The 24,388-nt window shown below is 73.4% G+C and carries 23 protein-coding genes; 12 read left to right on the top strand and 11 right to left on the bottom strand.

Annotation, left to right across the window (positions count from 1 at the left end; translation table 11 throughout):
* Positions 1 to 19: 19 nt before the first annotated feature.
* On the bottom strand, positions 20 to 691 hold the full coding sequence (locus J4573_RS44050; RefSeq protein WP_208262283.1) for a TetR/AcrR family transcriptional regulator: 672 nt from the start codon (positions 689 to 691) through the stop codon (positions 20 to 22).
* 97 nt (positions 692 to 788) lie between these two features.
* Here J4573_RS44050 and J4573_RS44045 point away from each other — a divergent pair, with 97 nt between their 5' ends.
* Entirely contained in the window at positions 789 to 1,742 is a 954-nt protein-coding gene (locus J4573_RS44045; protein WP_307797400.1) for an ATP-binding cassette domain-containing protein, read from the top strand.
* A 14-nt stretch (positions 1,743 to 1,756) separates the two neighbouring features.
* Entirely contained in the window at positions 1,757 to 2,527 is a 771-nt protein-coding gene (locus J4573_RS44040; RefSeq protein WP_208262279.1) for an ABC transporter permease, read from the top strand.
* A 133-nt stretch (positions 2,528 to 2,660) separates the two neighbouring features.
* On the opposite strand, the gene J4573_RS44035 is transcribed toward J4573_RS44040, so the two are convergent.
* On the bottom strand, positions 2,661 to 3,632 hold the full coding sequence (locus J4573_RS44035; protein WP_243774559.1) for an EamA family transporter: 972 nt from the start codon (positions 3,630 to 3,632) through the stop codon (positions 2,661 to 2,663).
* Between the two features lie 152 nt (positions 3,633 to 3,784).
* On the opposite strand from J4573_RS44035, the gene J4573_RS44030 reads away from it, so the two are divergent.
* Positions 3,785 to 6,679 carry a hypothetical protein gene (locus tag J4573_RS44030; protein ID WP_208262277.1) on the top strand — a complete coding sequence of 965 codons (2,895 nt, stop codon included), beginning with the start codon at positions 3,785 to 3,787 and terminating at the stop codon, positions 6,677 to 6,679.
* A gap of 55 nt (positions 6,680 to 6,734) precedes the next feature.
* A complete protein-coding gene (locus J4573_RS44025; protein ID WP_208262275.1) occupies positions 6,735 to 8,108 on the top strand; it encodes a WYL domain-containing protein in 1,374 nt (457 codons plus the stop codon).
* Positions 8,109 to 8,127: 19 nt separating this feature from the next.
* Here J4573_RS44025 and J4573_RS44020 read toward each other — a convergent pair whose 3' ends face one another.
* The 3 genes from J4573_RS44020 to J4573_RS44010 all read right to left on the bottom strand — a co-directional run bounded on the left by J4573_RS44020 (position 8,128) and on the right by J4573_RS44010 (position 10,977).
* Positions 8,128 to 8,598 (bottom strand): ATP-binding protein, encoded by a 471-nt coding sequence (locus tag J4573_RS44020; protein ID WP_208262273.1) that lies wholly within the window; start codon positions 8,596 to 8,598, stop codon positions 8,128 to 8,130.
* A 513-nt stretch (positions 8,599 to 9,111) separates the two neighbouring features.
* Positions 9,112 to 9,315 carry a DUF3040 domain-containing protein gene (locus J4573_RS44015; protein WP_208262271.1) on the bottom strand — a complete coding sequence of 68 codons (204 nt, stop codon included), beginning with the start codon at positions 9,313 to 9,315 and terminating at the stop codon, positions 9,112 to 9,114.
* Positions 9,316 to 9,372: 57 nt separating this feature from the next.
* Positions 9,373 to 10,977 carry a glycoside hydrolase family 10-like protein gene (locus J4573_RS44010; protein ID WP_208262269.1) on the bottom strand — a complete coding sequence of 535 codons (1,605 nt, stop codon included), beginning with the start codon at positions 10,975 to 10,977 and terminating at the stop codon, positions 9,373 to 9,375.
* A 59-nt stretch (positions 10,978 to 11,036) separates the two neighbouring features.
* Here J4573_RS44010 and J4573_RS44005 point away from each other — a divergent pair, with 59 nt between their 5' ends.
* Positions 11,037 to 13,196 (top strand): intein-containing Rv2578c family radical SAM protein, encoded by a 2,160-nt coding sequence (locus J4573_RS44005; protein WP_208262267.1) that lies wholly within the window; start codon positions 11,037 to 11,039, stop codon positions 13,194 to 13,196.
* A gap of 111 nt (positions 13,197 to 13,307) precedes the next feature.
* Complete coding sequence (locus J4573_RS44000; RefSeq protein ID WP_208262265.1) at positions 13,308 to 14,069, top strand: glycosyltransferase family 2 protein; 762 nt, start codon at positions 13,308 to 13,310, stop codon at positions 14,067 to 14,069.
* 160 nt (positions 14,070 to 14,229) lie between these two features.
* Here J4573_RS44000 and J4573_RS43995 read toward each other — a convergent pair whose 3' ends face one another.
* Positions 14,230 to 15,441: a riboflavin synthase gene (locus tag J4573_RS43995; RefSeq protein ID WP_208262263.1), complete on the bottom strand. Its 1,212-nt coding sequence runs from the start codon at positions 15,439 to 15,441 to the stop codon at positions 14,230 to 14,232.
* A 302-nt stretch (positions 15,442 to 15,743) separates the two neighbouring features.
* Between J4573_RS43995 and J4573_RS43990 the strand changes: the two genes are divergently transcribed.
* From J4573_RS43990 to J4573_RS43980, 3 genes are all read left to right on the top strand, one after another.
* Positions 15,744 to 16,073 carry a YciI family protein gene (locus J4573_RS43990; protein ID WP_243774589.1) on the top strand — a complete coding sequence of 110 codons (330 nt, stop codon included), beginning with the start codon at positions 15,744 to 15,746 and terminating at the stop codon, positions 16,071 to 16,073.
* Positions 16,070 to 17,437, top strand: coding sequence for an RNA polymerase sigma factor (locus tag J4573_RS43985; RefSeq protein WP_307797399.1), 1,368 nt, complete (start codon positions 16,070 to 16,072; stop codon positions 17,435 to 17,437). Before J4573_RS43990 ends, J4573_RS43985 begins: the two co-directional genes overlap by 4 nt.
* Before the next feature lie 83 nt (positions 17,438 to 17,520).
* Positions 17,521 to 18,150 (top strand): maleylpyruvate isomerase family mycothiol-dependent enzyme, encoded by a 630-nt coding sequence (locus J4573_RS43980; protein WP_208262259.1) that lies wholly within the window; start codon positions 17,521 to 17,523, stop codon positions 18,148 to 18,150.
* A 60-nt stretch (positions 18,151 to 18,210) separates the two neighbouring features.
* Here the strand turns inward: J4573_RS43980 and J4573_RS43975 are convergent, their stop codons facing one another.
* The 5 genes from J4573_RS43975 to crcB (J4573_RS43955) all read right to left on the bottom strand — a co-directional run bounded on the left by J4573_RS43975 (position 18,211) and on the right by crcB (J4573_RS43955) (position 21,429).
* Positions 18,211 to 19,176, bottom strand: a complete 966-nt coding sequence (locus J4573_RS43975; protein ID WP_208262257.1) for a S1C family serine protease — start codon at positions 19,174 to 19,176, stop codon at positions 18,211 to 18,213.
* Positions 19,177 to 19,276: 100 nt separating this feature from the next.
* Positions 19,277 to 20,065, bottom strand: coding sequence for an SDR family NAD(P)-dependent oxidoreductase (locus J4573_RS43970; RefSeq protein WP_208262255.1), 789 nt, complete (start codon positions 20,063 to 20,065; stop codon positions 19,277 to 19,279).
* Positions 20,066 to 20,189: 124 nt separating this feature from the next.
* On the bottom strand, positions 20,190 to 20,549 hold the full coding sequence (gene crcB / locus J4573_RS43965; protein ID WP_208262253.1) for a fluoride efflux transporter CrcB: 360 nt from the start codon (positions 20,547 to 20,549) through the stop codon (positions 20,190 to 20,192).
* The gene (locus tag J4573_RS43960; RefSeq protein ID WP_208262252.1) at positions 20,546 to 20,908 is read right to left on the bottom strand and encodes a DUF190 domain-containing protein; all 363 of its coding nucleotides are present in this window, start codon (positions 20,906 to 20,908) and stop codon (positions 20,546 to 20,548) included. Before J4573_RS43960 ends, crcB (J4573_RS43965) begins: the two co-directional genes overlap by 4 nt.
* The gene (gene crcB / locus J4573_RS43955; RefSeq protein WP_208262250.1) at positions 20,905 to 21,429 is read right to left on the bottom strand and encodes a fluoride efflux transporter CrcB; all 525 of its coding nucleotides are present in this window, start codon (positions 21,427 to 21,429) and stop codon (positions 20,905 to 20,907) included. The genes J4573_RS43960 and crcB (J4573_RS43955) overlap by 4 nt, the downstream gene beginning before the upstream one ends.
* Positions 21,430 to 21,530: 101 nt before the next feature.
* On the opposite strand from crcB (J4573_RS43955), the gene J4573_RS43950 reads away from it, so the two are divergent.
* The 3 genes from J4573_RS43950 (at position 21,531) to J4573_RS43940 (ending at position 24,344) form a co-directional block, all read left to right on the top strand.
* Positions 21,531 to 22,256, top strand: a complete 726-nt coding sequence (locus tag J4573_RS43950; RefSeq protein WP_307797397.1) for a spermine/spermidine synthase domain-containing protein — start codon at positions 21,531 to 21,533, stop codon at positions 22,254 to 22,256.
* 111 nt (positions 22,257 to 22,367) lie between these two features.
* Positions 22,368 to 22,964, top strand: coding sequence for a biotin transporter BioY (locus J4573_RS43945; protein ID WP_307797396.1), 597 nt, complete (start codon positions 22,368 to 22,370; stop codon positions 22,962 to 22,964).
* Between the two features lie 144 nt (positions 22,965 to 23,108).
* The gene (locus J4573_RS43940; protein WP_208262246.1) at positions 23,109 to 24,344 is read left to right on the top strand and encodes an isochorismate synthase; all 1,236 of its coding nucleotides are present in this window, start codon (positions 23,109 to 23,111) and stop codon (positions 24,342 to 24,344) included.
* Positions 24,345 to 24,388 lie beyond the last annotated feature (44 nt).

The raw sequence follows: 24,388 nt of genomic DNA, 5'->3' as shown, positions 1-24,388 counted from the left end.
TTGGTGAGCTCCCGGACACTTATTTTTTGGTGCCGTAGTCCCCGATGCCCTGCTCGAGCAGGTCGTAGACGCGGGCGGCGGCGGCGTAGATCCCCTCGCGCATCTCCTCCAGGGTCTCGCCCGCCAGTTTTCGGTCCAGGACCTCGTTCACCAGGCGGTACTGGGCGGTCATGAGCATCGCGGCGACCAGGCGGGGCGCGATGTCGTCGGGGTCGGCGCCGGTCTCCTCGGCGAGCATGCCGGCCAGCAGGTCCTCGGTCTGCTGCCCGATCTCGCGCTGGCGGGCGACCAGGGCGGGGCTGTCGCGCACGGTCCTGGCCCAGATCTCCGAGCCCTCGTGGAACCCGGTCACATAGGCGCCCTCGTCCAGGCCCTCGAAGAAGCGGCGGCGGAACAGCGCGACGGCCGACTCGCCGGGGCCGCGGTCGCGGAACGCGGCGGCGGCCTGCTGGACGATCTCCTCCTGCCGGTCGAAGAACAGGTCTTCCTTGGTCTTGAAGTAGTTGAAGACGGTGTTGACCGACACGTCGGCGGCGCGGGCGACGTCGGCGACGGTGACCTCGTCGAAGCCGCGCATCATGAACAGCCCGGTGGCGATGTCGGCGATGCGCAGGCGCGTCTCGCGCTTCTTGCGTTCGCGCAGCCCCAGTTCCAGGTCGTCGGCGCCGATCGCGGCCGGGTGCTTGCTCATGCCCGCCAGTCTAACCGCGACTGGTGTCGATGAAAATTTGGTGTCACTTAAATTTTGTGGTTACTCTATCGGCGTCGTCACTCCCGGGAGGAACCCTGTGATCGAGGCGAGCGGGCTGGCCCGCACCTTCACCACCAAGCACGGCACGGTCGAGGCCGTGCGCGGCGTCGACCTGGCGGTCGGCGCCGGCGAGATCGTCGGCTTCCTCGGCCCGAACGGCGCGGGCAAGACCACCACGCTGCGGATGCTCACCACGCTGCTGGCGCCGACGGCGGGCACCGCGACCGTCGCCGGGCACGACCTGCGCGCCGACCCGGCGGGCGTGCGGCGCCGGATCGGCTACGTCGCGCAGGGCGGCGGCACCGACCCGTCGGTCCCGGTCGGCGAGGAGCTGGAGCTGCAGGCCAGCCTGTACGGGGTGGCGGACGCGGGAGAGCGCATCGCCAAGCTGTGCGCGCGGCTGGACCTGGAGGGCCTGGCGGGCCGGCCGGCGGGGTCGCTGTCGGGCGGGCAGCGGCGCCGCCTGGACATCGCGCTCGGGCTGGTGCACACGCCGCCGCTGGTGTTCCTGGACGAGCCGACCACGGGCCTTGACCCGCAGAGCCGCGGGAACCTGTGGGAGCACATCCGGCGGCTGCGCGGCGAGGACGGCACCACGGTGTTCCTCACCACGCACTACCTGGACGAGGCCGACGCGCTGTGCGACCGGATCCTGATCATCGACCACGGCGAGATCGTCGCCGAGGGCTCCCCCGACGAGCTGAAGCGCCGCGTCTCGGGCGACGTGGTCACCCTCGAGCTCGCGGGCACCGGCGCCGGCGCGGCCGACCGCGTCCGCGCCGCGCTGTCGGAGCATCCGGCCGTACGGGAGGCGGTGGTGGCCGGCGACACGGTCCGCCTCACCGTCCACAACGGCGACCGGGAGCTGATGGGCCTGGTCCGCGCGCTGGACGCGGCCGGTGCCGAGCTGAGCTCGCTGCACCTGGCCCGCCCGACCCTCGACGACGTCTTCCTCACCGTCACCGGCCGTTCGCTGCGCGACGCCGCCTGAAAGGACTCTCCTCCATGTCTTTCGCCCAGACTTCTCGCGACACCTACCTGATCTTCCGCCGGCATCTGCGGCAGACGCTGCGCAGCAAGGTCGCCGTGGTGTTCGGCGCGATGCAGCCGCTGCTGTACCTGCTGCTGTTCGGGCCGCTGCTGACCAAGATGGCGGGCACTCGCGGCTTCGGCGGCGGCAACGCCTGGCAGGTGTTCGTGCCGGGCGTCCTCATCCAGCTGTCGCTGTTCGGCGCGGCGTTCGTCGGGTTCGGCCTGATCGCCGACCTGCGCTCGGGCGTGGTGGAGCGGCTGCGCGTCACCCCGGTCAGCCGCGTCGCGCTGCTGCTGGGGCGGGTGCTGCGCGACACGGTGGTGCTGTCGGTGCAGGCGGTGATGCTGCTGGCGGTCGGGCTGGTGATGGGCCTGCGCGCACCGGCGGCGGGCCTGGTCATCGGCCTGGTGATCGTGGTCGCGCTGGCGGTGAGCGTGGCGTCGCTGTCGTACGTGCTGGCGCTGATGACGCGCAGCGAGGACGCGTTCGCGCCGCTGCTGACCACGGTGACGCTGCCGCTGATGCTGCTGTCGGGGATGCTGCTGCCGATGAGCATGGCGCCCACCTGGCTGAACGTGGTGTCGCGCCTCACCCCGTTCCGGTACGTGGTGGACGCGGTGCGGGCGGTGTTCCTGGGCGAGTACGCGAGCGCGGCGGTGGCCGAGGGCGCGGCGGTGACGGTGGTGCTGCTGGTGGGGTCGGTCGCGCTGGGCACGCGCCGGTTCCGCCGCGAGAACGCCTGACGGATAGGGCGCGGTCGGGTCGGTCCGGACCGGGGTCGGCGGGCCCCGGTCAGTGGGCCAGGGTCAGTGGGCCAGGGTCAGTGGGCCAGGGTCAGTGGGCCAGGGTCAGTGGGCCAGGGTCAGTGGGCCAGGGTCAGTGGGCCAGGACGGTGTCGGAGCGGCCGGGGGCGGCCGGGACGGGGACGGGGCGTTCGATGGTGGCCCGCTGGGCGATGAACGCCCCGGCCAGCACGATCGCGCCGCCGATCAGCTGCACGGTGGTGAGGCGCTCGCCCAGGGCGGCCCAGGCGATGAGGGTGGCGGCGACCGCCTCGGTGTAGCAGATCGCCCCGGCGACCTGCGCCGACAGGCGCTGCACGGCGGCGACGCCGGTGAGGTAGGCCAGCACGGTGCTGACCAGGATCACCCAGGCGGCCAGCGCCCAGCCGGGCGCGTGATGGTCGCCGACCGGCACCGCATCCGACAGCACGGTCCACGGCAGCGACCACGGGGAGGCGATCGCGGTGAGCGCGAGCGCGGCGACCAGGCTGCCCGAGGCGGTCGCGACCAGCGGGTCGACCTTCCCCGACAGCCGTTCGATCAGCAGGAAGTAGCAGGCCTGGCACGCCGCCGCCCCCAGGCCCGCCGCAAGACCGAGGGCGTCCAGCTTCAGCCCGGACCACACCTGCACGACCATGGCCAGGCCGATCATGGCGACGGTGACGCCCGCGGCGGCGGTGCGGTGCACGGGGGCGCGGCGGACCAGGCCGATCCAGCCCAGCACCAGGATCGGGCCGCAGAACTCCAGCAGGATCGCGATCCCGACGGGCAGCCGTGAGGCGGCCACGAAGTACAGCGCCTGGCAGCCGGCGACGCCGAGCAGGCCGTTGCCGACCAGCGCGGGCCAGTGCGCGCGGGCCGCGGTCAGGCTGCCGCGGCTGCGCAGCAGCGCGACCAGCGGGACCAGGACGATCGTGGCGCCCAGGATCCGCAGCCACACTGCTTGCAGCGGGCTGAGCCCGGCCTGGATCAGGGCCTTGCCGAACGGGCCGGAGGCGCCGAAGCAGACCGAGGAGAACACGGCCAGCCCGAGCCCCCAGGCCTTCGTCCGCGTCATGGTGCTCATCCCCGCTCCCCTGCCCGATCCCCGCCCGACTAAGGAGCATAGTGACATAACGCTCATTACACGTCGACAGGCGTCCGAGGGATGGACGCCCGTCCGGGCCGATGATCGCGTTCGATGACCGTTGATCCGCGCGGGGAGACTAGGATTTCGGCGTGAACTGGCAGGCGGCCGGGGCGGGACTCGGCGGAACCGGGAGCGGACCCGGTACCGGAAGCGGCACGGGGGGCGGGGCGGCCGGCGACCTGTTCGCCGCGGTCGAGGCCAACGTCCGGGAGCTGGTGGCCTCGCAGTGGTGGCGGGCCGCCGCGCCGCAGCAGCGCGCCGAGCAGATCATCGCGCGGATGCTGTGGGGCGCCGGCGAATGGTGGCTGTTCGGCGCTTGGGGCCGCTGGTACCGCGGCGGCCTGGACGGCAGCTGGCACCCCTGCCCGCCGCCCACCGACCCCGGCGACCGCCGCGTCGCGGTCCCCGCGCCGCGCGGCGCCGCGACCCCGCCCGTTCCCCCGCAGCTGTTCCCCACCGGCCCCGACCTGTCGGCGGGCCGGGTGTCCTCACTGGGGTTCCTCGGCCCGCAGCCCGAGACCGCCGTGGTCGCGCGGATCTCCCAGGCCATCACGACGGCGCTGGCGGTCAACCCGGCGCAGTTCGCCCAGCAGGACCCCACGTTCCAGCCCGGCACGCCCAGCACCATCGCCGCCGCGTGGGCGTCGCTGCTGTGGTGCGCGGGCTCACCGGTGGCGCTCGCCGAGCACCCGCTGATCGCCTCGTTCGTCCCGTTCCTCACCACGCCCGCCGAGCGGCTGCACTGGATGATGCCGCCCGACTTCGCCACCCTCGCCGGCTACTACACCAGCCGGCTGGGCGCCGGTGACGCCGGCGGCGCCGCCCACATCGCCCGCGTCATGTACGAGGTCGCGGCCGGGCTGCAGGCCGACCCGCGGTTCCGGCCGGGCGCCGACGCCCTCGCCGCCGTGACCGCCGCGTCGCTGCGACTCGTACCGCAGGACATGGCGACCGCCCGCTACGGGCCGGCCGCGGTGCTGCAGGAGTGGCGGCGGCGCTGCCCCGCCGAGTACGCCACCACGATGGTGCGCGACGCGGCGCCGGGCGAGTTCCTGCGGCTGGCGCTGTACGACCTGCAGCAGATCGTCTCAGGCCTCACCGGGCCGCGCCCGGCCGCCGTCGGCCGCGGCCACGACGAGGTGCGCCGCGCGGGAGTGGCGGTGCTGGCCGCCGACCTGCAGGCCGCGCCGAACGCGCTCCCGGCGCTGCAGCGCTGGCTGGACCCCGACAGTGCCCGCACGCTGCAGGCGGTCCTGGCCGACCCGGGCAACCCTTTGCGGGAGCTGTGGCCGCGCGAGGGACGGCTGCCCGAGCCGCTGGCCGCGAGCGACCCCGACGCCACCGCCGCGCTGCTGGCCACCACCTACACCCTCGGGCTGACCTGGTGCCGGCTCGCCCAGGTCCCGCCGCCCGCGGTCGGGTTCGCGGTGCCGCAGGCCGCCGCGACCGAGCTGGCGGGCGCGGGCGTGAACACCCCGCCCTCCACCGACGAGCTCAGCGCGTGGGACCTCATCAAGGCGGCCCGCGAACACCTGGCCGCGCAGCGCGAGCAGGGCAAGGCCGCCGAGCCGCCGCCCGCGATCGCACCCGAGCCTCCCCCGGAGGCGCCGCCGATCCCTATCCCGTCCCCGGCAGAGGCGCCGCCCGGCCCGCCGCCCTCCGCGCCGCTCGGATCGGCCGGTGCACCGCCGATCGACCCGTACGGCAGCAGCGAGTCCGAGGTCGCGGCGCCACCGCCCGCGGCGCAGGGGCGGGATCCGTTCGCCGCCCAGGGCCCGCCGCCGCGCATCGCTCCGCCTCCGCCTCCCCCGCCGCCCATGCCCGCGGCGGACGCCACGGTGGACGACCCGCATGCCGTGCCGCCGCCGGCGCCCGCCTGGCCGCAGGCCGACTCCGCGTCCGCCGCGTCGCCCGCGGCGGCGCCGGTGCCGCTGATGCCCGAGGCGCCCGAGCCCGCGTGGCCGGTCGATCCGTCGGCGACCCAGTTCGATCCCGACCCCGAGGCGACCCAGCTGGACCCGGGACGGCCCCCCGCGGCGCCCGAGCCGGTGTGGCCGACCGGACCGCCCGAACCCCCCGAGCCCCCCGCGGCCGCCGCGGCGGCCGCGCAGCCGAATCTGCCGCCGCCTCCGGTGCCGGTGTCCGAGCCGCCGCCGCCCGCGCCGCCGCAACCGGCGCCCGAGACCGGCACGCAGGTCGCCGAGGCGTACGGCATCCGTTTCCTGTGCGGTGCCGACGACATAGAACGCGTCGTCACCGAGGTGCGGCGGCGCGGCAAGTGGGCCAAGGGGCTGCGCGGCCAGGAGGTGTCCAGCGCGTCGGTACCGGCGCTGCTGCTGATCGGCACCCCGTCCAGCGGGCAGCGGCGGCTGGCCCGCATGGTCGCCCGCGCGCTGGCCGAGGTGGAGGTGTCCAGCGGCGAGGTCCACAGCATGCATTCGGAGGACCTGCGTGAGGCCGGTCCCGACGGGCTGCGCGCGGCGCTGGACGAGCACGCCGGTCACGTGCTGCTGCTGGAGGGCCTGGAGACTCTCATCCTGGACGACTCGCAGGGCGGCGCGTACGCCTCGGCGTTCTACCGGGCGCGGCTGGAGGGCGTGAGCGACACCGCGCTGCTCGGCACGTGCGAACCGGACCGGGTGGGCGAGCTGTCGGCGGCCTCGCCGGAGCTGGTGGCCGACCTGCGCGCCGTACGGCTGCCCGATCTGTCGGAGATGCGGCCGCGCACGCGGCTGCTGGCGCTGCTGGCCGAGGAGCGGCGGCTGCGGCTGTCGCAGGACGCCTGGGAGGTCGTGCACCGTGAGCTGGCGGCGCTGCGCGGCCGCGGTCGACTGACGGGAGCGCGGCTCATCGAGGCCTACCTGGACCGTGCTGCGTCGCGGAACCTGGGGCGCGCCGAGGCGACGCACGCCATCGGCAGCGCGTCGGCGCTGACGCTCATGGCGGCCGACTTCGAGGGTGTGGCGGCCGAGCTGTCGCACTGACGGTGGCCGGACTGCGGCACTGAAAAATGTCAGTGCGGCGAGTCACCATGGAGGGGTGAATCGCGCGGACCGGTTGCTGGCGCTGACCGCCGAGCTGCGTGCCGCGGCGCCCGAGCCGCTGCCCGCCGACGAGCTCGCCGCCCGCCTGCAGGTGAGCGCGCGGACGGTGCGGCGCGATCTGGAGCTGCTGATACACGGCGGGCTGCCGGTGCTTCATGAACGCGGCCACGGGTATGTGCTGCCGCCGCCGGATCCGCCCGAGCCGCTGTCGGAGGCCGCGTCGCTGGTCGGGCCGGTGCGTGACACGCTGGCGGCCGCCGTGCGGGGCCGCCGCATCGTCCGCATGGTCTACACCGACCAGGCGGGGGTGCGCACGTGCCGGGACGTGGAGGCGCACGGGCTGGTGTCGGCGCCGCAGGCCGAGTACCTGGTGGGGTGGTGCCGGATGCGCGACGGCGCGCGCATGTTCCGCGTCGACCGGATCGGCGCGGCCTACTTGAGCGGCCGTGAGGCGGGGCTGCGGGATCTGGACGACCTGCTGGCGGTGCTGCGGGTGCCGCTGCCGCGCATCCCGGCCGAGGACGCGCCGCGCGGTCCCGAGGGCGCCGACCGTGCGCGGGCGTGGACGCTGGACCGGATCCGCTACGTGCGGTCGCGGCTGACCGACTCGATCGCGGGCGTGCGGACCAGCCGTGAGGGCGCGGCGGCGCTGCGCGCGGTGCTGGGGCATCTGGCCGAGTGGACGCGCTGGCAGGTCGCGGCGGTCCGCGTCGCCGCCGAGGCCGCCTGCGACGTCCCCGGCCCGAAGCCCGCTCCGCCCGGCGGGCCCACCGCGGACGTCGGGCCGGACGCGGATCCCAGGCCGGACGCGGACGCTGAGCCCGACGCGGATGCCGGTTCGGATTCGCGTGCGCGGCCCGCGGCGCCTGCCCGGGCCGGCGCGGGCGGTCGTTCCGATGTGCGTGCCCGGCCCGGCTCGCGGGCCGAGGCAGGGCCGCGAGCCCGGTCTGTTCGTGGTGGCGGTGGCGTTCCGGCTCAGCGCGCGGGCGCGCGTTCGGCGGGCTCGGCTGCGGGGGCGTTGTCGGCGGCGTTCGATCGGGAGCTTCCGTACGAGACGCGGGAGCACATCATCCAGGACGCGATGGCGGTGCGGTCGCTGGGGGAGCTGGCGAGGGATCTGGAGGGGACGCTGGACGACGCGGCGCGGTGGGCGGCCGACTGCGACGACGCGTACTGGGCCGAGCCGCTGCCCGATCCGGGCGATCTGGAGCGGCCGCGGCCACTGGCCGATCTGCTGGCCGGGTGGCGGGGGCCGCTCGCTCATATCGAGTGGCATCTGGACCGTCTCGCCGATGACGGCCGGGCGGCCGAGCTGGGCGAGGACGACGAGGGGGTCTGGGTGGTGGACCGCTGCCCCCTGCAGGTCTGAGCGTGGGCGTGGGGCCGGGTCAGGGCGGGGTCGGTGCGGGCGGCGGGTCGGTGGCCAGCAGCCGGCAGAACCACACGGTCTTGCCGGTGCCCTCGGGGCGGGCGCCGAAGTCGGTGGCCAGGGCGCACACCAGCAGCAGTCCGCGGCCGGCCTCGGACCAGTCCAGGACGGCGGGTGCGGTGGGGGCGACGCCGGTGATCGGCGTGGCCGGGTTGTCGTCGGTGACCTCGCCGATGATCTGCGGCCCGTCCAGGGTGAGCCGCAGGCGGACGGGGCCGGTGCCGTGCACGACGGCGTTGGTGATGAGCTCGTCGACCATGAGGACGATGTCGTCGATGTCGGCGGGGTCGGTGACCCGCCAGTCGCGTAGCGCTTGTCCGGTGAGTGCCCGTGCCCGGGAGGCGGCGCGCGCCTCGGCGGCCAGTTCCCAGACCGCCGTGGGCTGCGCGTGCCCCGTTCCCCCGTCGATTCCGAGCCACTTCGTACTCAATGCCCCGACTCCTCACTTTCGCCGGTTGCCGCAGGTCAGCGCCCACCAGGCATGTTCCCGGCGACACGCCGCGCGATAGGCCCCGTCTCCAGATCTGGCCGAACCGGGAGTTCCCCGTACCGGTGGCGGCGATGGTGCTCGCACCGTTCCGCCCTGGCGCACCGGGTGCGCCGCCGGCCTCGATCCGCCTCAGCTCACCGCTCCTCCTGCGTTGTCCACAATCAGGACGCGCCGTCCGGAGGGCCGGTGCACCACTACAGACAAGCCTCACTTTCCGGACAGGGGATCGATGTCCGGACGCCAGGGTGGATCGGGCACGCTGCAGTTGCCGCTATGGTGGTTGGTGTCGGTGTGGCATGTGTCCCCCGGGCTCTAAATAAAGCCTTCGTGGAATACCGCTGGTCTCCAGGCAGGAGCCACGTTGTGCCTTTCGCCGTGAGGCGACCTACCACACCGGCCTGACGTGCGAGGCCCCGGCGAGAATCTCTCGCCGGGGCCTCGGGCGTTTCCGGGTCAGGAGAACGCGGTGATGATCGCGGAGACGAACGCCGTCACCACGCCGATCACCGCCACCGCCATAGCCGCGATCAGGCGGATCCGGCGCCGGCGCCGTTCCTTTCCGATGCGCGACAGGCGATGGGCCAGCCGCGGGTCGTCCTCACTGAGACGGATCTCGATCTCCGCGAGGATCCGCTGCTCATCCATCGACAGCGCCATGCCATACCTCCGGGGGGCCGTACAAGTCTTGTGTTTCTTCCCCCTTCAGCAAGATCTTTATCCACTCCGGACGGTCACCGTTGCGCCACGCCCGGGCGCGCTCTCGTGGTGGAGGCGGTCCAGGGCGGTGACGTAGTAGGTGTAGGTGGTGCCGGGCTTGGCGGCGGGGTCGATGATGCCGCCGCCGCGCACGCTGGTCAGCAGCGTCGCGGGGTTGACGGGGGCGCAGCCGGGCTTCTTGCCCTGGACGCGGTAGACGGCGTAGGCGGTGGCGCCCTGCGACTGGCGCCACTGCACCTTGACGCCCTTGTCATCGGCCTGCGCGCGCACGCCCTGGGCTGCGGGGGGTGCCTCGCCGCCGCGGCCGTCGACCACCGGCGGGATCGCGGGCTGCTTGTAGTGGTCGCCGCGCAGCTTGGCGGCGAACCCGCGCCGGTTGGCGGCCAGGTCGGCGGCGCTGAAGAACACGTCGCCGCGCACCGCCGGGTACTTCTCGTTCAGGGTGAGGTGCTTGGACAGCTCGGCGGGCTTCTTCCAGGTGGAGTCCTCGCCGACCCGGTAGCCGGCCTGCCCGATGGATAGCTGCACCTTGGTCCCGGCGACCTGCTTGGACCACCAGTCGACCAGGGTGGCGTAGTCGGCGCGGTCGTCGCCGATCGCCCAGTACAGCTGCGGGGTGACGTAGTCGATCCACCCCTTCTTGATCCAGGTGCGGGTGTCGCCGTAGATGTCGTCGTAGCTCTGCAGCGCGTGGGTGTTCGACCCGGCCGGGTCCGAGCTCTTGTTGCGCCACACCCCGAACGGGCTGATCCCGAACCGCACCCAGGGCTTGGCCTTGTGGATCTGGGCCGACAGGCTCTGCACGAGCGTGTCGACGTTCTGGCGCCGCCAGTCGGCCAGCTTCATGCCCTTGCCGTAGGCCTTGTAGGTGGCCTTGTCGGGGAACTGGCCGGACTCTGGATAGGGGTAGAAGTAGTCGTCGAAGTGCACCGCGTCGATGTCGTACTTGTGCACGACGTCCAGGACGGCCTTGGTCGCCAGGTCGCGCACCTGAGGCAGCCCCGGGTCGTACCACAGGCCGTCGCCGTACTTGCGCACCCAGTCGGGGTGCTTGCGGGCGGGGCTGCCGGGCGCGAGCTTCTTCAGGTCGCTCTGGCGGCTGACGCGGTAGGGGTTGAACCAGGCGTGGAACTCCAGGTTGCGGGCGTGGGCCTCCTTCAGCATGAACGCCAGCACGTCGTAGCCGGGGTTCTTGCCGGGCGTCCCGGTGATCCACTGCGACCACGGCTCGTACGGCGAGGCGTAGAAGGCGTCGGAGTTGGGCCTGATCTGCACGAACACCGCGTTGAGGTTCATCGCCTGGGCGGTGTCGAGCAGCTTGCGGTACTCGGCCTGCTGACGCGCGATCGACTCCCCCGAGTCCTTGGGCCAGTCGACGCCGGTCACCGTGGCGATCCACATGCCGCGCAGCTGCCGGGACTTGGAGTCCCCGGGCGCCGCGATCGCCGAGCACTCGGCCCGCGCGTTCGCCGGTACCGGCGCCCGCTCCCCCGCGCCCTTCTCGTCGGCCCCGCCGAACGCGGGCACGCAGCCCGCCAGCAGCAGCGAGCCCGCCATCGCGGCGCCCGCCGCCCTGAGTCCCGTCCCCGAACGCGAAGCCATAGCGGCCCATTGTTACGCACCCAATGTGGTGGTGCGTACGAAACGGCCACGCCCGCCTGATGCCCCAGCGTCCCGATCGACCGGTTCGACTTGCGCTCTTCGAACAAACGTTCCAGACTGTGACCCTGCTTCACCATCGTGCACACGTTCGATCTGGGGGTTCCGTGCGCTGGGATCATCTCCGGCTGACCGAGGACCAGAACCGCCCCGACCTGCCCCTGATCGAGCGCCAGGCCGTGGCCCGCACCTTCGACACCCCTGAGTTCCAGGGCATGACCTTCTACGAGATCCAGGCCCGCTCGGTCATCAACAAGGTCCCGCCCGCCTCGCGGATGAGCTTCCAATGGACCATTAATCCGTACCGTGGATGTTCCCATTCCTGTACGTACTGCACATCGGGCGAAACACCCATCCTCATGGCCGACGGCCGCGTCAGGCCCATCAAGGATATTCGCCCTGGAGACCGGATCTACGGCACGGAACGCCGCGGGAGGTACTTGCGGTACACGCCGACGAAGGTACTGGACCACTGGTCGACCATTAAGCCCGCCTACCGCACGACACTGGAAGATGGAACGGAGCTCATCACCAGCGGCGACCACCGCTTCCTGACCGATCGGGGATGGAAGCATGTGAGTGACGCTCCACCCGGCTGTCAGCGACCCCATCTGACAACGCAGAACAGGTTGCTCGGCACCGGTGGTTTCGGTGATTCCCCCAAGGACACCGCGGAATACAGGCGGGGATACCTGTGCGGGATGCTCCGCGGTGACGCGCATCTCGATTCGCGGTGGTACGACCGATCCGGCGTGCGCAAGAACTTCTACGTTCACTGCTTCCGTCTCGCGCTCGTGGATGATGAGGCTCTGGATCGCACAGCCGATTACCTGTTGAGTTTCAGCATCCCCACCAACCGCGGGATCTTCCAGAAGGAACGTCCCGGCTACAGGCGCATGGATTCCATCAACGCCTACCGGTGGGACGCGGTCAGCGCCATCACACAGATCATCGCGTGGCCGACCTTCCCGACCATGGACTGGTCCAAGGGATTTCTTGCTGGAATCTTCGACGCGGAAGGGAACACGCCCGCGACGGGTGAAGCACTCCGCATCAGCAACACAGATCCCCAGATCCTCCACCAGATCCAGACCTGCCTATGGCGTCTGGGTTTCGAATGCACCAAGGAGGCGTCGAGCCCTGACCGGGAGAAGCCGGTATGCACCATCAGGCTGCTCGGAGGTCTCAGGGCGAGGCTTCGCTTCTTCCACCTCACCGATCCCGTCATCACCCGCAAGCGCATCATCGACGGCATGGCCGTGAAGGCCGAATGCCGCACGAGGGTCGTGTCGATCGAGCCGCTGGGTTTCGAGATTCCCCTGTATGACATCACCACGGGGACAGGGGACTACGTCTCCAACGGGGTCATCAGCCACAACTGCTTCGCGCGCAAGACGCACGAGTATCTGGAGCTGGACGCGGGCGCCGACTTCGACTCCAAGATCGTGGTGAAGGTGAACGCGGCGGAGGTGGTGCGGCGTGAGCTCGCGGCGCCCAGGTGGCGGGGCGAGCACATCGCGATGGGCACCAACGTCGACTGCTACCAGCGGGCCGAGGGGCGTTACCGGCTGATGCCGGGGATCCTCACGGCGCTGCGGGACGCGGCCAATCCGTTCTCGATCCTGACCAAGGGGTCGCTGATCCTGCGGGACCTGCCGCTGCTGGTGGAGGCGAACGAGCGGGCCGAGGTCAGCACGGCGGTGTCGGTGGGCTTCCTGGACAAGGAACTGTGGCGGCTGGTGGAGCCGGGCACGCCCGCGCCGCAGAAGCGCCTGGAGGTGTGCGCGACGATCAACGAGGCGGGGATCGGGTGCGCGGTGCTGATCGGGCCGGTGCTGCCGTATCTGACCGACTCGCCGGCGCAGCTGGAGGAGGTCGTGCGGCGCGCGGCGCAGGCGGGCGCGACGTCGGTCACGCCGATCACGCTGCATCTGCGGCCGGGCGCGCGGGAGTGGTTCCTGTCGTGGCTGCGCGAGCACCGGCCGGAGCTGGTGGTGCCCTACGCGCGCCTGTACGGGGGCAGGGCGTACGCGCCCAAGGCGTTCCAGGACAAGATCTCCCAGCGGGTGCGGGAGCTGGCCGACAAGCACGGGATCGGGCGGCGCCCGCACCGTGACGTGCGGCGACGTGCGGACGGCCCGACGCAGCTCACGCTGCTTTAGCACAAGATGACCTTGGTACATAAGGTCCGCGTGAAGATTTTTTCAAACATCTCGTGGCAGGCGTCACATCTAACAGGACATCGCCAGCCAGCAAGCCACGGAGACTTGAAGATGAACGCCACCGCAGACCTGAGCCGCATCAACACCCCCGCGCCGACGGTCACGGCCGTCATCCCGACCCTGAACGAGGCCGACAACCTCCGATGGCTCCTGCCCCGGCTGACCGGGGTGGACGAGATCGTGATCGTGGACGGTGAGTCGACCGACGGTTCGGCCGAGGTCGCCGCGACGCTGCGCCCGGACGCGGTCGTCATCAGCCAGCCGCCGCAGGGCAAGGGCTCGGCGCTGCAGGCCGGGTTCGCCGCCGCGACCGGCGACGTGATCGTGATGCTGGACGCCGACGGGAGCATGGACCCGGCCGAGATCCCCTCGTTCGTGGCGCTGGTCGGGCGGGGCTTCGACTTCGTCAAGGGCTCGCGCTACGCCTGCGGCGGCGGGTCGGAGGACCTGACGTTCCTGCGCCGCACCGGCAACGAGTGGCTGACCCGGCTGGCCAACACGCTCTACCGCACCCAGTGGACCGACCTGTGCTACGGCTACGTCGCCATGCACCGCACCGCGGTCGAGCGGCTGCAGCTGAAGTCGACGGGCTTTGAGATCGAGACCGAGATGTGCGTCAACGCCGTCACCACCGGCCTGAAGATCGCCGAGGTCGCGTCGTTCGAGGGCAACCGGCTGTTCGGCGAGTCGCACCTCAACACCTGGCGGGACGGGTGGCGGGTGCTGAAGATGATGGTCGGCAGCCGGATGAACCCGGTCCGCCCGGCCGCCCAGCAGCTGCCCGAGCCGGTCGCGCTGCCGGTCGCCGCCTGAGACGCGGGGGTCGGCTGAGACGCGGGGGTCGGCTGAGCCCCGGTCCGCCTTCACCGGCGGGCCGGGGCTTCGTCGTTGTGTCAGGCGGGGCCGGTCGCGGTCGCGGGGCCGGTTGCGGGGCCGGTTGCGGGGCCGGTTGCGGGGCCGGTTGCGGGGCCGGTCACAGCCAGGCGCGCAGGTCGGCGACGTCGACGAGCGGCAGGCCCCAGCGCAGCGCGGCGGCCTCCAGGTCGGCGGGACCGGCCATGGTCCCGTCGGGGTTCATCACCTCGCAGCACACGCCGACGGGGCTGGTCGCGGCGGCGACGCACATCGCCACGGTCGCCTCGGTGTGCCCGCCGCGTTCGGCCAGGCCGCCGGGGCGGGCGGCGAGCGGGAACACGTGCCCGGGCCGCAGGAAGTCGGCCGGCGCGGCGCCGGGGTCGGCGAGGCGGCGGACGGTGGCGGCGCGTTCGGCGGCCGACACGCCGGTGCCGGTCCCGGCGGCCAGGTCCACCGGAACGTGGGGGCGGGTGCCGTGCCGGTCGCCCTCGCCGGGGATCGGGTCGATCTCCAGGCGGTCCAGGACGCCGGGCGCGCACGGCACGGTGGGGTGCCCGCACACCTGGGTGAGCAGGAACGTGAACGACTCGGGCCGCATGATCGCGCCGGCGAACACCACGTCGCCCTCGGCCTCGCGGTCGCCGTCCCACACCACCACGCCGCCGCCCGCGGCCAGTTGCGCGACGGCCTTGTCGACGCCGGCGCGGCCGGGCAGGTGCCCTGCCCACGGCAGCGCCCGCACGGCCCGCGCGAGGGTGGCGGTGTCGGGTCGCCCGGCCAGCCGCGCGACCACGTCCGATTCCAGGTTGACGCGGTCACCGGCCTCCAGTTCCCCCAGGCGCGTGGCGGCCAGGGTGGCGGGGACCAGCACGACCGAGAAGCGGTCCTTGACGACCTCGGCGACGGTCAGGCTGGCGCCGTCGACGGCGATGGAGCCCTTGGCGGCCACCCGCGGCAGGAACCGGGTGGGCGGGCGGATCCACACGCGGCGGCCCGCGCCCTGCTGCTCGGCGGCGGTGACCTTCCCGACGGCGTCGACGTGGCCCTGGACCAGGTGGCCGTCCAGGGGGTCGCCGAGGGTGAGGGCCGGCTCGAGCGCGACGGCGCGGCCGGCGGCCAGGTCGTCGAAGGTGCTGCGGCGGCGGGTCTCGGCGCTGACGGTGGCGGTGAACGCGCCGTCGGCCACGTCCTCGACGGTGACGCAGACCCCTGAGACGTTCAGTGAGCCGCCGGGCCGGATCCGCGCGGCGCTGGCGGGCGCCCGCACGGTGACGCGGTCGCCGCGCACGGTCTCGACGACGCCGATCTCCTCGATGCGTCCGGTGAACATGATGCTTCCCCTCGCCTGGTGCGGCGGGCCGCGGTCGCGGCCGCCGGAGGTCAGGGACCGCGCGGGTCCGAGAGGAGGGCGGGGTGTCACCGCACGGCCCCGGAGTCGCACCGGGTCGCTCCGCCGCCGCGGCGGAGCCGGCGGGCTGTCACCGCCGCGCCTGGAATCGCACCGCCGTCACTGTAACCCGCCGTGATCGCGCTGAGAAGAACCAGATTCGGTTCGCGGTGGGTGTCCGTCGGGGAGGATCTCGTTCGTCGGTGGAGTGTGAGCGACCGGCAGGAGGAGGGCCCGTGGAGTACATGCTGCTGATCTGCGGCGGTGAGGACGCCGCCGAGCACGCCAGCGACGGCTGCGGCGGCTGGAGCGAGGAGATGGCCGAACGGGGCGTGATCCGCGGCGGCGCGGGCCTGCGGCCGCCGTCGGACGCGACCACGGTGCGGGTGCGCGGCGACGAGGTGCTGCTGACCGACGGGCCGTTCGCCGAGACCAAGGAGGCGATCGGCGGGTTCACCCTGATCGAGTGCGCCGACCTGGACGAGGCGATCGAGATCGCGGCCAGGCATCCGGCGGCCGGGTACGGGTCGATCGAGATCCGGCCGGTGCTGCGGCCGCCCGTCCCGGAGCCGTGACCGGCCCCGACGCCCCGCACCCACCGGAGACGGGGGAGGTGGTGGCGCGGGCGTTCCGCGACGAGTGGGGCCAGGTGGTGGCGACGCTGATCGCCGCGACCGGCGACTTCGACCTGGCCGAGGAGTGCGCGCAGGACGCGTTCGCCGCGGCGCTGGCGCGCTGGCCCCGCGACGGGGTCCCCGACCGGCCCGGGGCGTGGCTGACGACCACGGCGCGCAACCGCGCCATCGACCGGCTCCGCCGCGACGCGGCGGGCGCCGCCAAGCTGCGGGAGGCCGCGCTCATGACACCGGCCGAGACCGGCCCCGGCGACCCGGGCGGCCAGGGCGGGCAGGGCGGCCAGGGCGGGCAGGGCGGGCAGGGCGGGCAGGGCGGCCAGGGCGGCTACGGGGACCAGGGGGATCCGAGCGGGGTGCCCGATGACCGGCTGCGGCTGATGTTCACCTGCTGCCATCCGGCGCTGGCGACCGAGGCGCAGGTGGCGCTGACGCTGCGCACGCTCGCGGGACTGTCGACGGCCGAGATCGCGCGGGCGTTCCTGGTCGGGGAGGCGGCGATGTCCAAGCGCCTGACCCGCGCCAAGCACAAGATCCGCAACGCGGGGATCCCGTACCGGGTGCCGCCCGCACATCTTTTGCCCGAGCGGACCGGCGCGGTGCTGGCGGTGCTGTACCTGCTGTTCAACGAGGGGTACGCGGCGTCGGGGGGCGCGGAGCTGGTGCGGCGGGAGGTGTCGGGTGAGGCGATCCGGCTGGCGGGGGTGCTGGTGCGGCTGATGCCCGACGAGCCGGAGGCGGCGGGGCTGCTGGCGCTGATGCTGCTGCACGACGCGCGCCGCGCGACCCGGCTGGACGCGGCCGGTGACCTGGTGCCGCTGGAGGACCAGGACCGGGCGCGCTGGGACCGGGGCATGATCGCCGAGGGTGAGGCGCTGGTGAAGGCGGCGCTGCGGCGCGGGCGTCCCGGCCCGTACCAGGTGCAGGCCGCGATCGCCGCCTGCCATGCGGGGGCGGCGACGGCGGCCGAGACCGACTGGGCGCAGATCGCCGCGCTGTACGGGCGGCTGCGCGGATTCGTGCCGTCGGCGGTGGTGGAGCTGAACCGGGCCGTCGCGGTCGGCATGGCGGACGGGCCCGAGGCGGGCCTGGCGCTGGTGGCCGAGATCGAGGCGTCGGGACGGCTGCCCGACTATCACCTGCTGCCCGCCACCCGCGCCGACCTGCTGCGCCGCATGGGCCGCCGCGAGGAGGCAGCGCGGGCCTACCGGCGGGCGATGGAGCTGGCGCCGACCGGCACCGAACGCCGCTACCTGGCCCGCCGCCTCGCCGAGGTCTCAGAGACTCCGGGGAATTCGCGGGGCTGAGGTGTCCGTCCGGGCCCGGCCCGTTCGTCGGTGGGGTGTACGGCACCTGTACGGCATCGACGGACGACGCTGGAGACGACGACATGGACGACACCGAGCTGCGGGCCGCGCTGGCGGCCGAACGCACCGAGCTGGCCGAACTGCTGGGCGCGCTGCCCGACGCCGACTGGGACACCCCGTCGCTGTGCCAGGGCTGGCGCGTACGGGAGGTCGTGGCGCACTCCACGATGGCGTTCCGCGCCAGGCTCCCCCACTTCCTGATCGAGATGGTCAAGGCGCGCGGGAGCATGAACCGGATGCTGGACCGCACCGCGCGCCGCGACGCCGCCGTGATGACCCCGGCGCAGCTGACGGCGGCGCTGCGCGACAACGCCCACCATCCGTGGAAGCCGCCGGGCGGCGGCTACGAGGGCGCGCTCACCCACGAGATCGTGCACGGCCTGGACAGCACCATCGCGCTCGGCATCGACCGCCAGATCCCCGCCGACCGGCTGCTGCCGGTGCTGAACGGCATGGCCTCGCCGCGCGGCCTGAAGTTCTTCCACGTGGACCTGGCGGGCGTGCAGTTGCGCGCGACCGACATGGACTGGAGGTTCGGAACGGGCGCGCCGCTGATGGGCACGGGCGCGGACCTGCTGATGGTGCTGGGCGGGCGGCGGCTGCCGGCGGGGCGCCTGCGCGGCGACCACAGCGCCCGCTTCGCCGCCGCCTGACCCCTCACACCTGACCTCTCACGCCTCCCCGCATGCCTGACCCCTCAAGGGGGCGAGGGGTCAGGCATGCTCGATGTTCAGCTCGACGGGTTCGGCGATGACGTCGACCATCGCGCCGTTGCGCAGCACGGTGATCTGCAGCGGCTTGCCGATCGCGTCGGCGAACATCAACCGCTGCAGGCTCTGCGCCTGGTCCACCGGGCTGCCGCCGGCGGTCAGCACCAGGTCGCCGGGCCGCAGGCCCGAGCGGGCGGCGGGGCTGCCGGGCATGACCTCGGCGACCCGCAACGCCTCGTTCTGCCCGATCCGCTCGCGCAGCGACGCCGGGACCGGGATCGGCGCGGCGACCACGCCCAGATAGGCGCGGCGGACCCGGCCGTCGTGCATCAGCGCGGCGATGATGCGCCGCGTGGTGGAGTTGATCGGGACCGCCAGGCCCAGGCCGATACCGGCGACGGCGGTGTTGATGCCGACGACGCGGCCGTGCGAGTCGGCGAGCGCGCCGCCGGAGTTGCCGGGGTTGAGGGCGGCGTCGGTCTGGATGACGTCCTCCACGACGCGGACGGCGTTGCCGCTGCGGGTCGGCAGGGACCGGCCGAGGGCGCTGACGACCCCGGCGGTCACCGACCCGGCCATGCCGAGCGGGTTGCCGACCGCGACGACCAGCTGCCCGACGACGAGCTTGTCGCTGTCGCCGAGGGTGACCGGGCCCGGGGTGTCGCCGTCGGCGCGCACCACCGCCAGGTCCGACAGCGGGTCGGTGCCGACGACGGTGAACGAGGTGGTGGTGCCGTCGGAGTAGGCGGCCTGGCCGCCCGCGGCACCGCCGACGACGTGGGCGTTGGTGAGCAGGAAGCCGTCGGCGGTGAACGTCACCGCAGAGCCGGCGCCCTCGCGGCCGCGCTGGCGCACGCGCAGCGCGGCGACGCGGGGGGTGAGCTCGGCCGCGACGGCCGAGACCGATTGTGAGTAGGCGTCAAGGGGACGGTCGGGGTCACGGGGTTCGGGGATCGGTTCGGGGATCATCGCACCTCCCGATGATTACATCGTTACACGGCAACGGTGGAAGGTGAACCCGTGTTCCCCTCAGGGGATCCGCTCTCAGCGAAGCCCCCCGTACAGCGGCTCAGCGCAGCGTGGACAGGCCCCCGTCCACGCCGATCACCTGGCCGGTCACATAGCTCGCCCGCTCCGACAGCAGGAACACCGTGACCTCGGCGACCTCCCACGCGGTCCCCTGCCGGCCGAGCGGGATCAGCCTGGCCGTACGGTCACGGCCCGCGTTCCCCGAGGACGCCATCCGCCCCAGCGGCGTGTCGATCAGCCCCGGCGCGACCACGTTCGCGCGGACGCCGCGCGGCGCGCCCTCGGCCGCCACATGCCGCATCAGCCCGGTCAGGCCCGCCTTGGAGGCGTCATAGGACGGGGAACGGCTGCCCGGCTTGGCGCCCGCCAGCGACCCCACGAACACCACCGCGCCGCCCTCGGCCAAGTGCGGCACCGCGGCCCGGCTCACCAGGAACGGGCCGCGCAGGTTCACGCCCATGACCTGGTCCCAGTCGGCGGGATCGGTGCCCTCCAGCCCGTACCCGATGCCGATCCCGGCGTTGTAGACCACCCCGTCCAGGCCGCCCAGCGCCTCGGTGGCCTCGGCGACCAGCCGCGCCGCGCCGCCAGGGTCGGAGGCGTCACCGGCCAGCACGCTCGCCGTCCCGCCCACACCGGTGACCAGCTTGGCCGTCTCGGCGGCCGCGGCCTCGTCCACGTCGGCGCACGCCACCGCCGCGCCCTCCCGGGCGGCGGTCACCGCGATGGCGCGGCCGTTGCCGGCGGGCGGGTCGGGCTCGTCGCTGGGACGGGTACCGGCGCCGACCACCAGGATCCGGCGGCCCTGAAGAAGTGCTCGTTCAGACATGGCCGCGACGCTAGCCGCCCGCACACCGCCCGGCCCAGACCCCCGAGGGGCGAAACGAGGCCGAACGCGGCCGGTTCAACGACCTGTCAGCGAAATTTCACCGGCGCCGACGGGAAACGCGTGTTCAGGTGAAGGACGCGGCGGCCCAGAACGCGGTGGCCGACGCCGCCAGGCCCAGCGCCAGGCTCCCGAACGCGTTACGGCCCGCCGCGGCCAGCGCGCCGTCCTCGGCCAGGCGCACCGTCTCGTACCCGAACGTGCTGAACGTCGTCAGCGCCCCGCAGAACCCGGTTCCCAGCAGCGCCTGCGCCGCGCCGCCCGTGCCCGCACCCGCCAGAGCGCCCAGGATCACCGAGCCGATCATGTTCACGGTGAACGTCCCCCACGGGAACACCCCGCTCGCGCGCCGCGCCACCAGCCGGTCCAGCACGTACCGCGTGGGGGCGCCGGCCGCGCCGCCCAGGAACACCAGCAGCACCGTCACCGCCCGCTCTCCCCCTGCTCGCCCTCCGAGCGGCCCACGTACCGGTACACCTCGACGTCGTCGAGGATCACCAGGCCCTCGTCGATCAGCTCGTCGAGCTCGCCGACGAACGCGTCGATCCGCTCGGCCTCGTCGACGATCACGATGGCCAGCGGCAGGTCCTGGCTGAGGCTGAGCAGGCGGCTGGTGTGCAGGTGCGAGGACGCCCCGTACCCCTCGATGCCGCGCAGCACCGTCGCGCCGGCCAGCCCGCCGCGCCGCGCGCGCTGCACGATCTCGGCGTACAGCGGCTTGCCGTGATGGGTGTCGTCCTCACCGATGAAGATCGTCAATCGGCGGGCGCTGCCGTGCAGCCTCACGCGTCCTCCTCGGCCGTCTCCATCGCCGCGCCCGCCGCCCCGGCGCGGCGGCGGCGCAGTGCCCGTCCCGACGCGTAGCGGGCTGCGGACGCCCCGGCCCACACCGCGGTCAGGCCCGCAGCCAGGCTGCCGAACCCGTAGAGGGCGGCGATCGCCCACGAACCATGGTCCAGCAGGCCGCGCAGCTCCAGGGCGTAGGTGGAGAAGGTGGTGTAGCCGCCCAGGAACCCCACGCCCCAGAACGGCCGCACGTACCGGCGCGGCGGCCACACCTGCGTCACGTACACCATCAGCGCGCCCAGCGCCGCGCAGCCCGTCACGTTGATCAGGAACGTCGCCCACGGCATCGCGCCGGGGGCGGTGGGCATCGCCTGGGCGATGAAATAGCGGGCGAGGCTGCCGATCCCGCCGCCGATCGCGATCACCGCGAGGATGTCGCGGTGGCGCCTGACCCTGCGGGCCGCGGCGGACCTGAAGACATCGGTCCGCTCACCGGCAAGGGGCTGCTCCACTCCGGGCACCGCCGGTCTCCCTTCCGACCTCAGGGACCGTTGGCGACCGGTTGCCGCGGATATCGGCGGGCCCCACCGCCGTCACCCCGTGTCCCAAGGATAATGCGACGGTGACCGTCAGCGGGGAACCTGCCACGATCGAACGCGCCCAGGGACTGGGCGGAGGCGAGCTGGTGCTGCGCCGTGACGGCGAGCACTACGAGATCATCAGCAACGGGATGTTCCTGATGGACACCCGCAACGGCGAGTCCGAGCGCCTGCTGATCTCCGCCGCCGTCGCCGGTCTGGGCGAGGACCGGGCGGACGCGCCCGTACGGGTGCTGATCGGCGGGCTCGGCGTGGGTTTCTCCCTGGCCGAGGCGCTGCGGCGACCGGGCGTGGACGCGGTCACGGTCGTGGAGATCGAACCGGCCGTGGTCGGCTGGCACCGCACGCTGCTGCGCCCGTTCTCCGAGGGCGCGCTCGACGATCCCCGCGTGAACGTCGTCCGCGCCGACCTGCTGGAATGGCTCGCCGAGCCTCCGCGTGAAGGGCCATTCGACGCGATCTGCCTGGACATCGACAACGGCCCGGACTGGACCGTCACCCCGTCCAACGCGCACCTGTACGGCGGCACGGGCCTGGACCTGCTCGTGCGCCGCCTCAGCTCGCGCGGGGTGCTGGCGGTGTGGAGCGCGGGCGCCGCGCCCGCCTTCGAGGAACTGCTGCGCGGCCGCTTCGACCAGGTGCGGGTCCGGCCGGTGCCCGTGCCGCGCGGCGAACCCGATGTGATCTACCTCGCCCGCGACCCGCGCGGATCGCGCGGCGGCGCACAGCCGGTCCAGGGCACGCCATGACCTGCGGCTACAAAACGCCTCGACCGTTTCTGTAGCCCGCGTGATCTACCCTTCGAGGGCCGTTCGCTAGGTTCGTTGACGACGCAACCTTTGAGGCCCATGGAGGGTTCTGTGACCACCGCTCCCCTGGCCCGGCGCCGCCCGGCCGTCCTCGGCGACCTGCTGCCCGGATCCCTGGCCCGCGACCTCGCCCTGGTCGCCGGCGCCGCCGCCTTCGTCGGCGTGGCCGCCCAGATCGCCGTGCCGCTGCCCGGCACCCCCGTCCCGGTCTCCGGCCAGACCTTCGCCGTGCTGCTGGCCGGCGCCGCGCTCGGCTGGGGCCGCGCCGCCCTCGGCATGATCGCCTACCTGCTCCTCGGCATGGCGGGCATGCCCTGGTTCGTCGACGGCGCCTCGGGCACCGGCAGCCCCACCCTCGGCTACATCATCGGGTTCGTGCTGGCCGCCGGCGTCGTCGGGCGGCTGGCCGAACGCGGCGGAGACCGCACCCCGGTCCGCACCGTCGCCACCATGCTCCTCGGCACCGCGCTGATCTACGCCGTCGGCGTCCCGTACCTGATGGCGTCCCTGCACGTCGGCCTCGACAAGGCCCTGCACCTGGGCGTCACGCCGTTCCTGCTCGGCGACGCCGCCAAGGTGGCGCTGGCCGCCGGGCTGCTGCCCGCCGCGTGGAAGCTGGCCGCCTTCGGCCGCGACCGCTCCTCCTGATCTGCGCCCTGGTCGGCGCCCCGATCGACGCCGCTGACAGGCCCCCGTTCCACCGCGGAACAGGGGCCTGTGTGGCGCACGCCTCACCAGTGAGCCTCACCCCGACCGTTTGAACGGGTTCAACTCTCCCGTACAGTGGGGCCTGTGAAGCTCGCCGTGACCGCACCGGAACGTCTGGTCGTCCGCACCACCGAGGTCGCCGACCCCGGCGACCTGGTGTCGCGGCTTCCACACCCCACCGCGCTCGCCTGGGTCAGGCACGGCCAGGGCATCGTCGGCTGGGGGGAGGCCGCCCGCCTGGCCCTGCCCGGCGGCGAGGACCGCTTCGCCGTCGCCGACCGCTGGCTGCGCGACCTGTTCGCCAACGCCGACATCAACGACACCGTCCAGGTCCCCGGCTCGGGCCCCGTCGCGTTCGGAAGCTTCGGCTTCGATCCTAAGTCGCCCGACTCGGTGCTCATCGTCCCCCGCTGGATCGTCGGCCGCCGCGACGGCAAGGCCTGGCTCACCACCATCGGCGACGAACCCGACCCGCTCGCCCTGGTCCGCCCGCCCGCCGAGCCCACCCAGCTCAGCTGGAGCGACGGCACCCTGTCCGCCCTGGCCTGGGAGCAGGCCGTCGCCGCCGCCGTCGGCCGCATCCGCGACAAACGCCTCGGCAAGGTCGTCCTGGCCCGCGACCTGACCGCGCAGGCGGGCGAGCCCATCGACGCCCGCGTCCTGCTGCGCCGCCTCGCCGACCGCTTCCCCGGCTGCTACACCTTCTCCTGCGCCGGGCTCGTCGGCGCCACCCCCGAACTGCTCATCCGCCGCACCGGGGAACGCGTCGACTCCCTGGTCCTCGCCGGCACCACCGCCCGCGGCATCGACCCGGCCGACGACGCCGAACGCGGCGCACGCCTGTTCGCCTCCGCCAAGGACCGCGAAGAGCACTCCTACGCCGCCGAGATGGTCCACGACGCCCTCGCACCGCTGTGCGCCGAGCTGTCGGTCCCCGACCAGCCCGAGCTGCTCACCCTCCCCAACGTCATGCACCTGGCCTCGCCCGTGCACGGCCGCCTGGGCCGCGAACGCTCCGTCCTGGACGTCGTCGCGGCCCTGCACCCGACCCCCGCCGTGTGCGGCACCCCGACCGACATCGCCCTGGACCTCATCCGGGAGCTGGAGGTCATGGACCGCGGCCGCTACGCGGGCCCGGTCGGCTGGGTGGACGCCCGCGGCGACGGCGAATGGGGCATCGCGCTGCGCTGCGCCGAGCTGGACGGCACCCGCGCGCGCCTGTTCGCCGGCTGCGGCATCGTCGCCGACTCCGACCCCGCCGCCGAGCTCGCCGAGGCACAGACCAAGTTCCGCGCCATGCAGTACGCCCTCGAAGGCTGATCACATCGTTCACCCGCCGGGCCCGGCCGCCGACACGCCTGGCC

It is taken from the genome of Actinomadura barringtoniae, assembly GCF_017573505.1.
In the GTDB taxonomy this organism is placed as follows: domain Bacteria; phylum Actinomycetota; class Actinomycetes; order Streptosporangiales; family Streptosporangiaceae; genus Spirillospora; species Spirillospora barringtoniae.
This window is presented reverse-complemented; position numbering and strand designations above follow the sequence as displayed.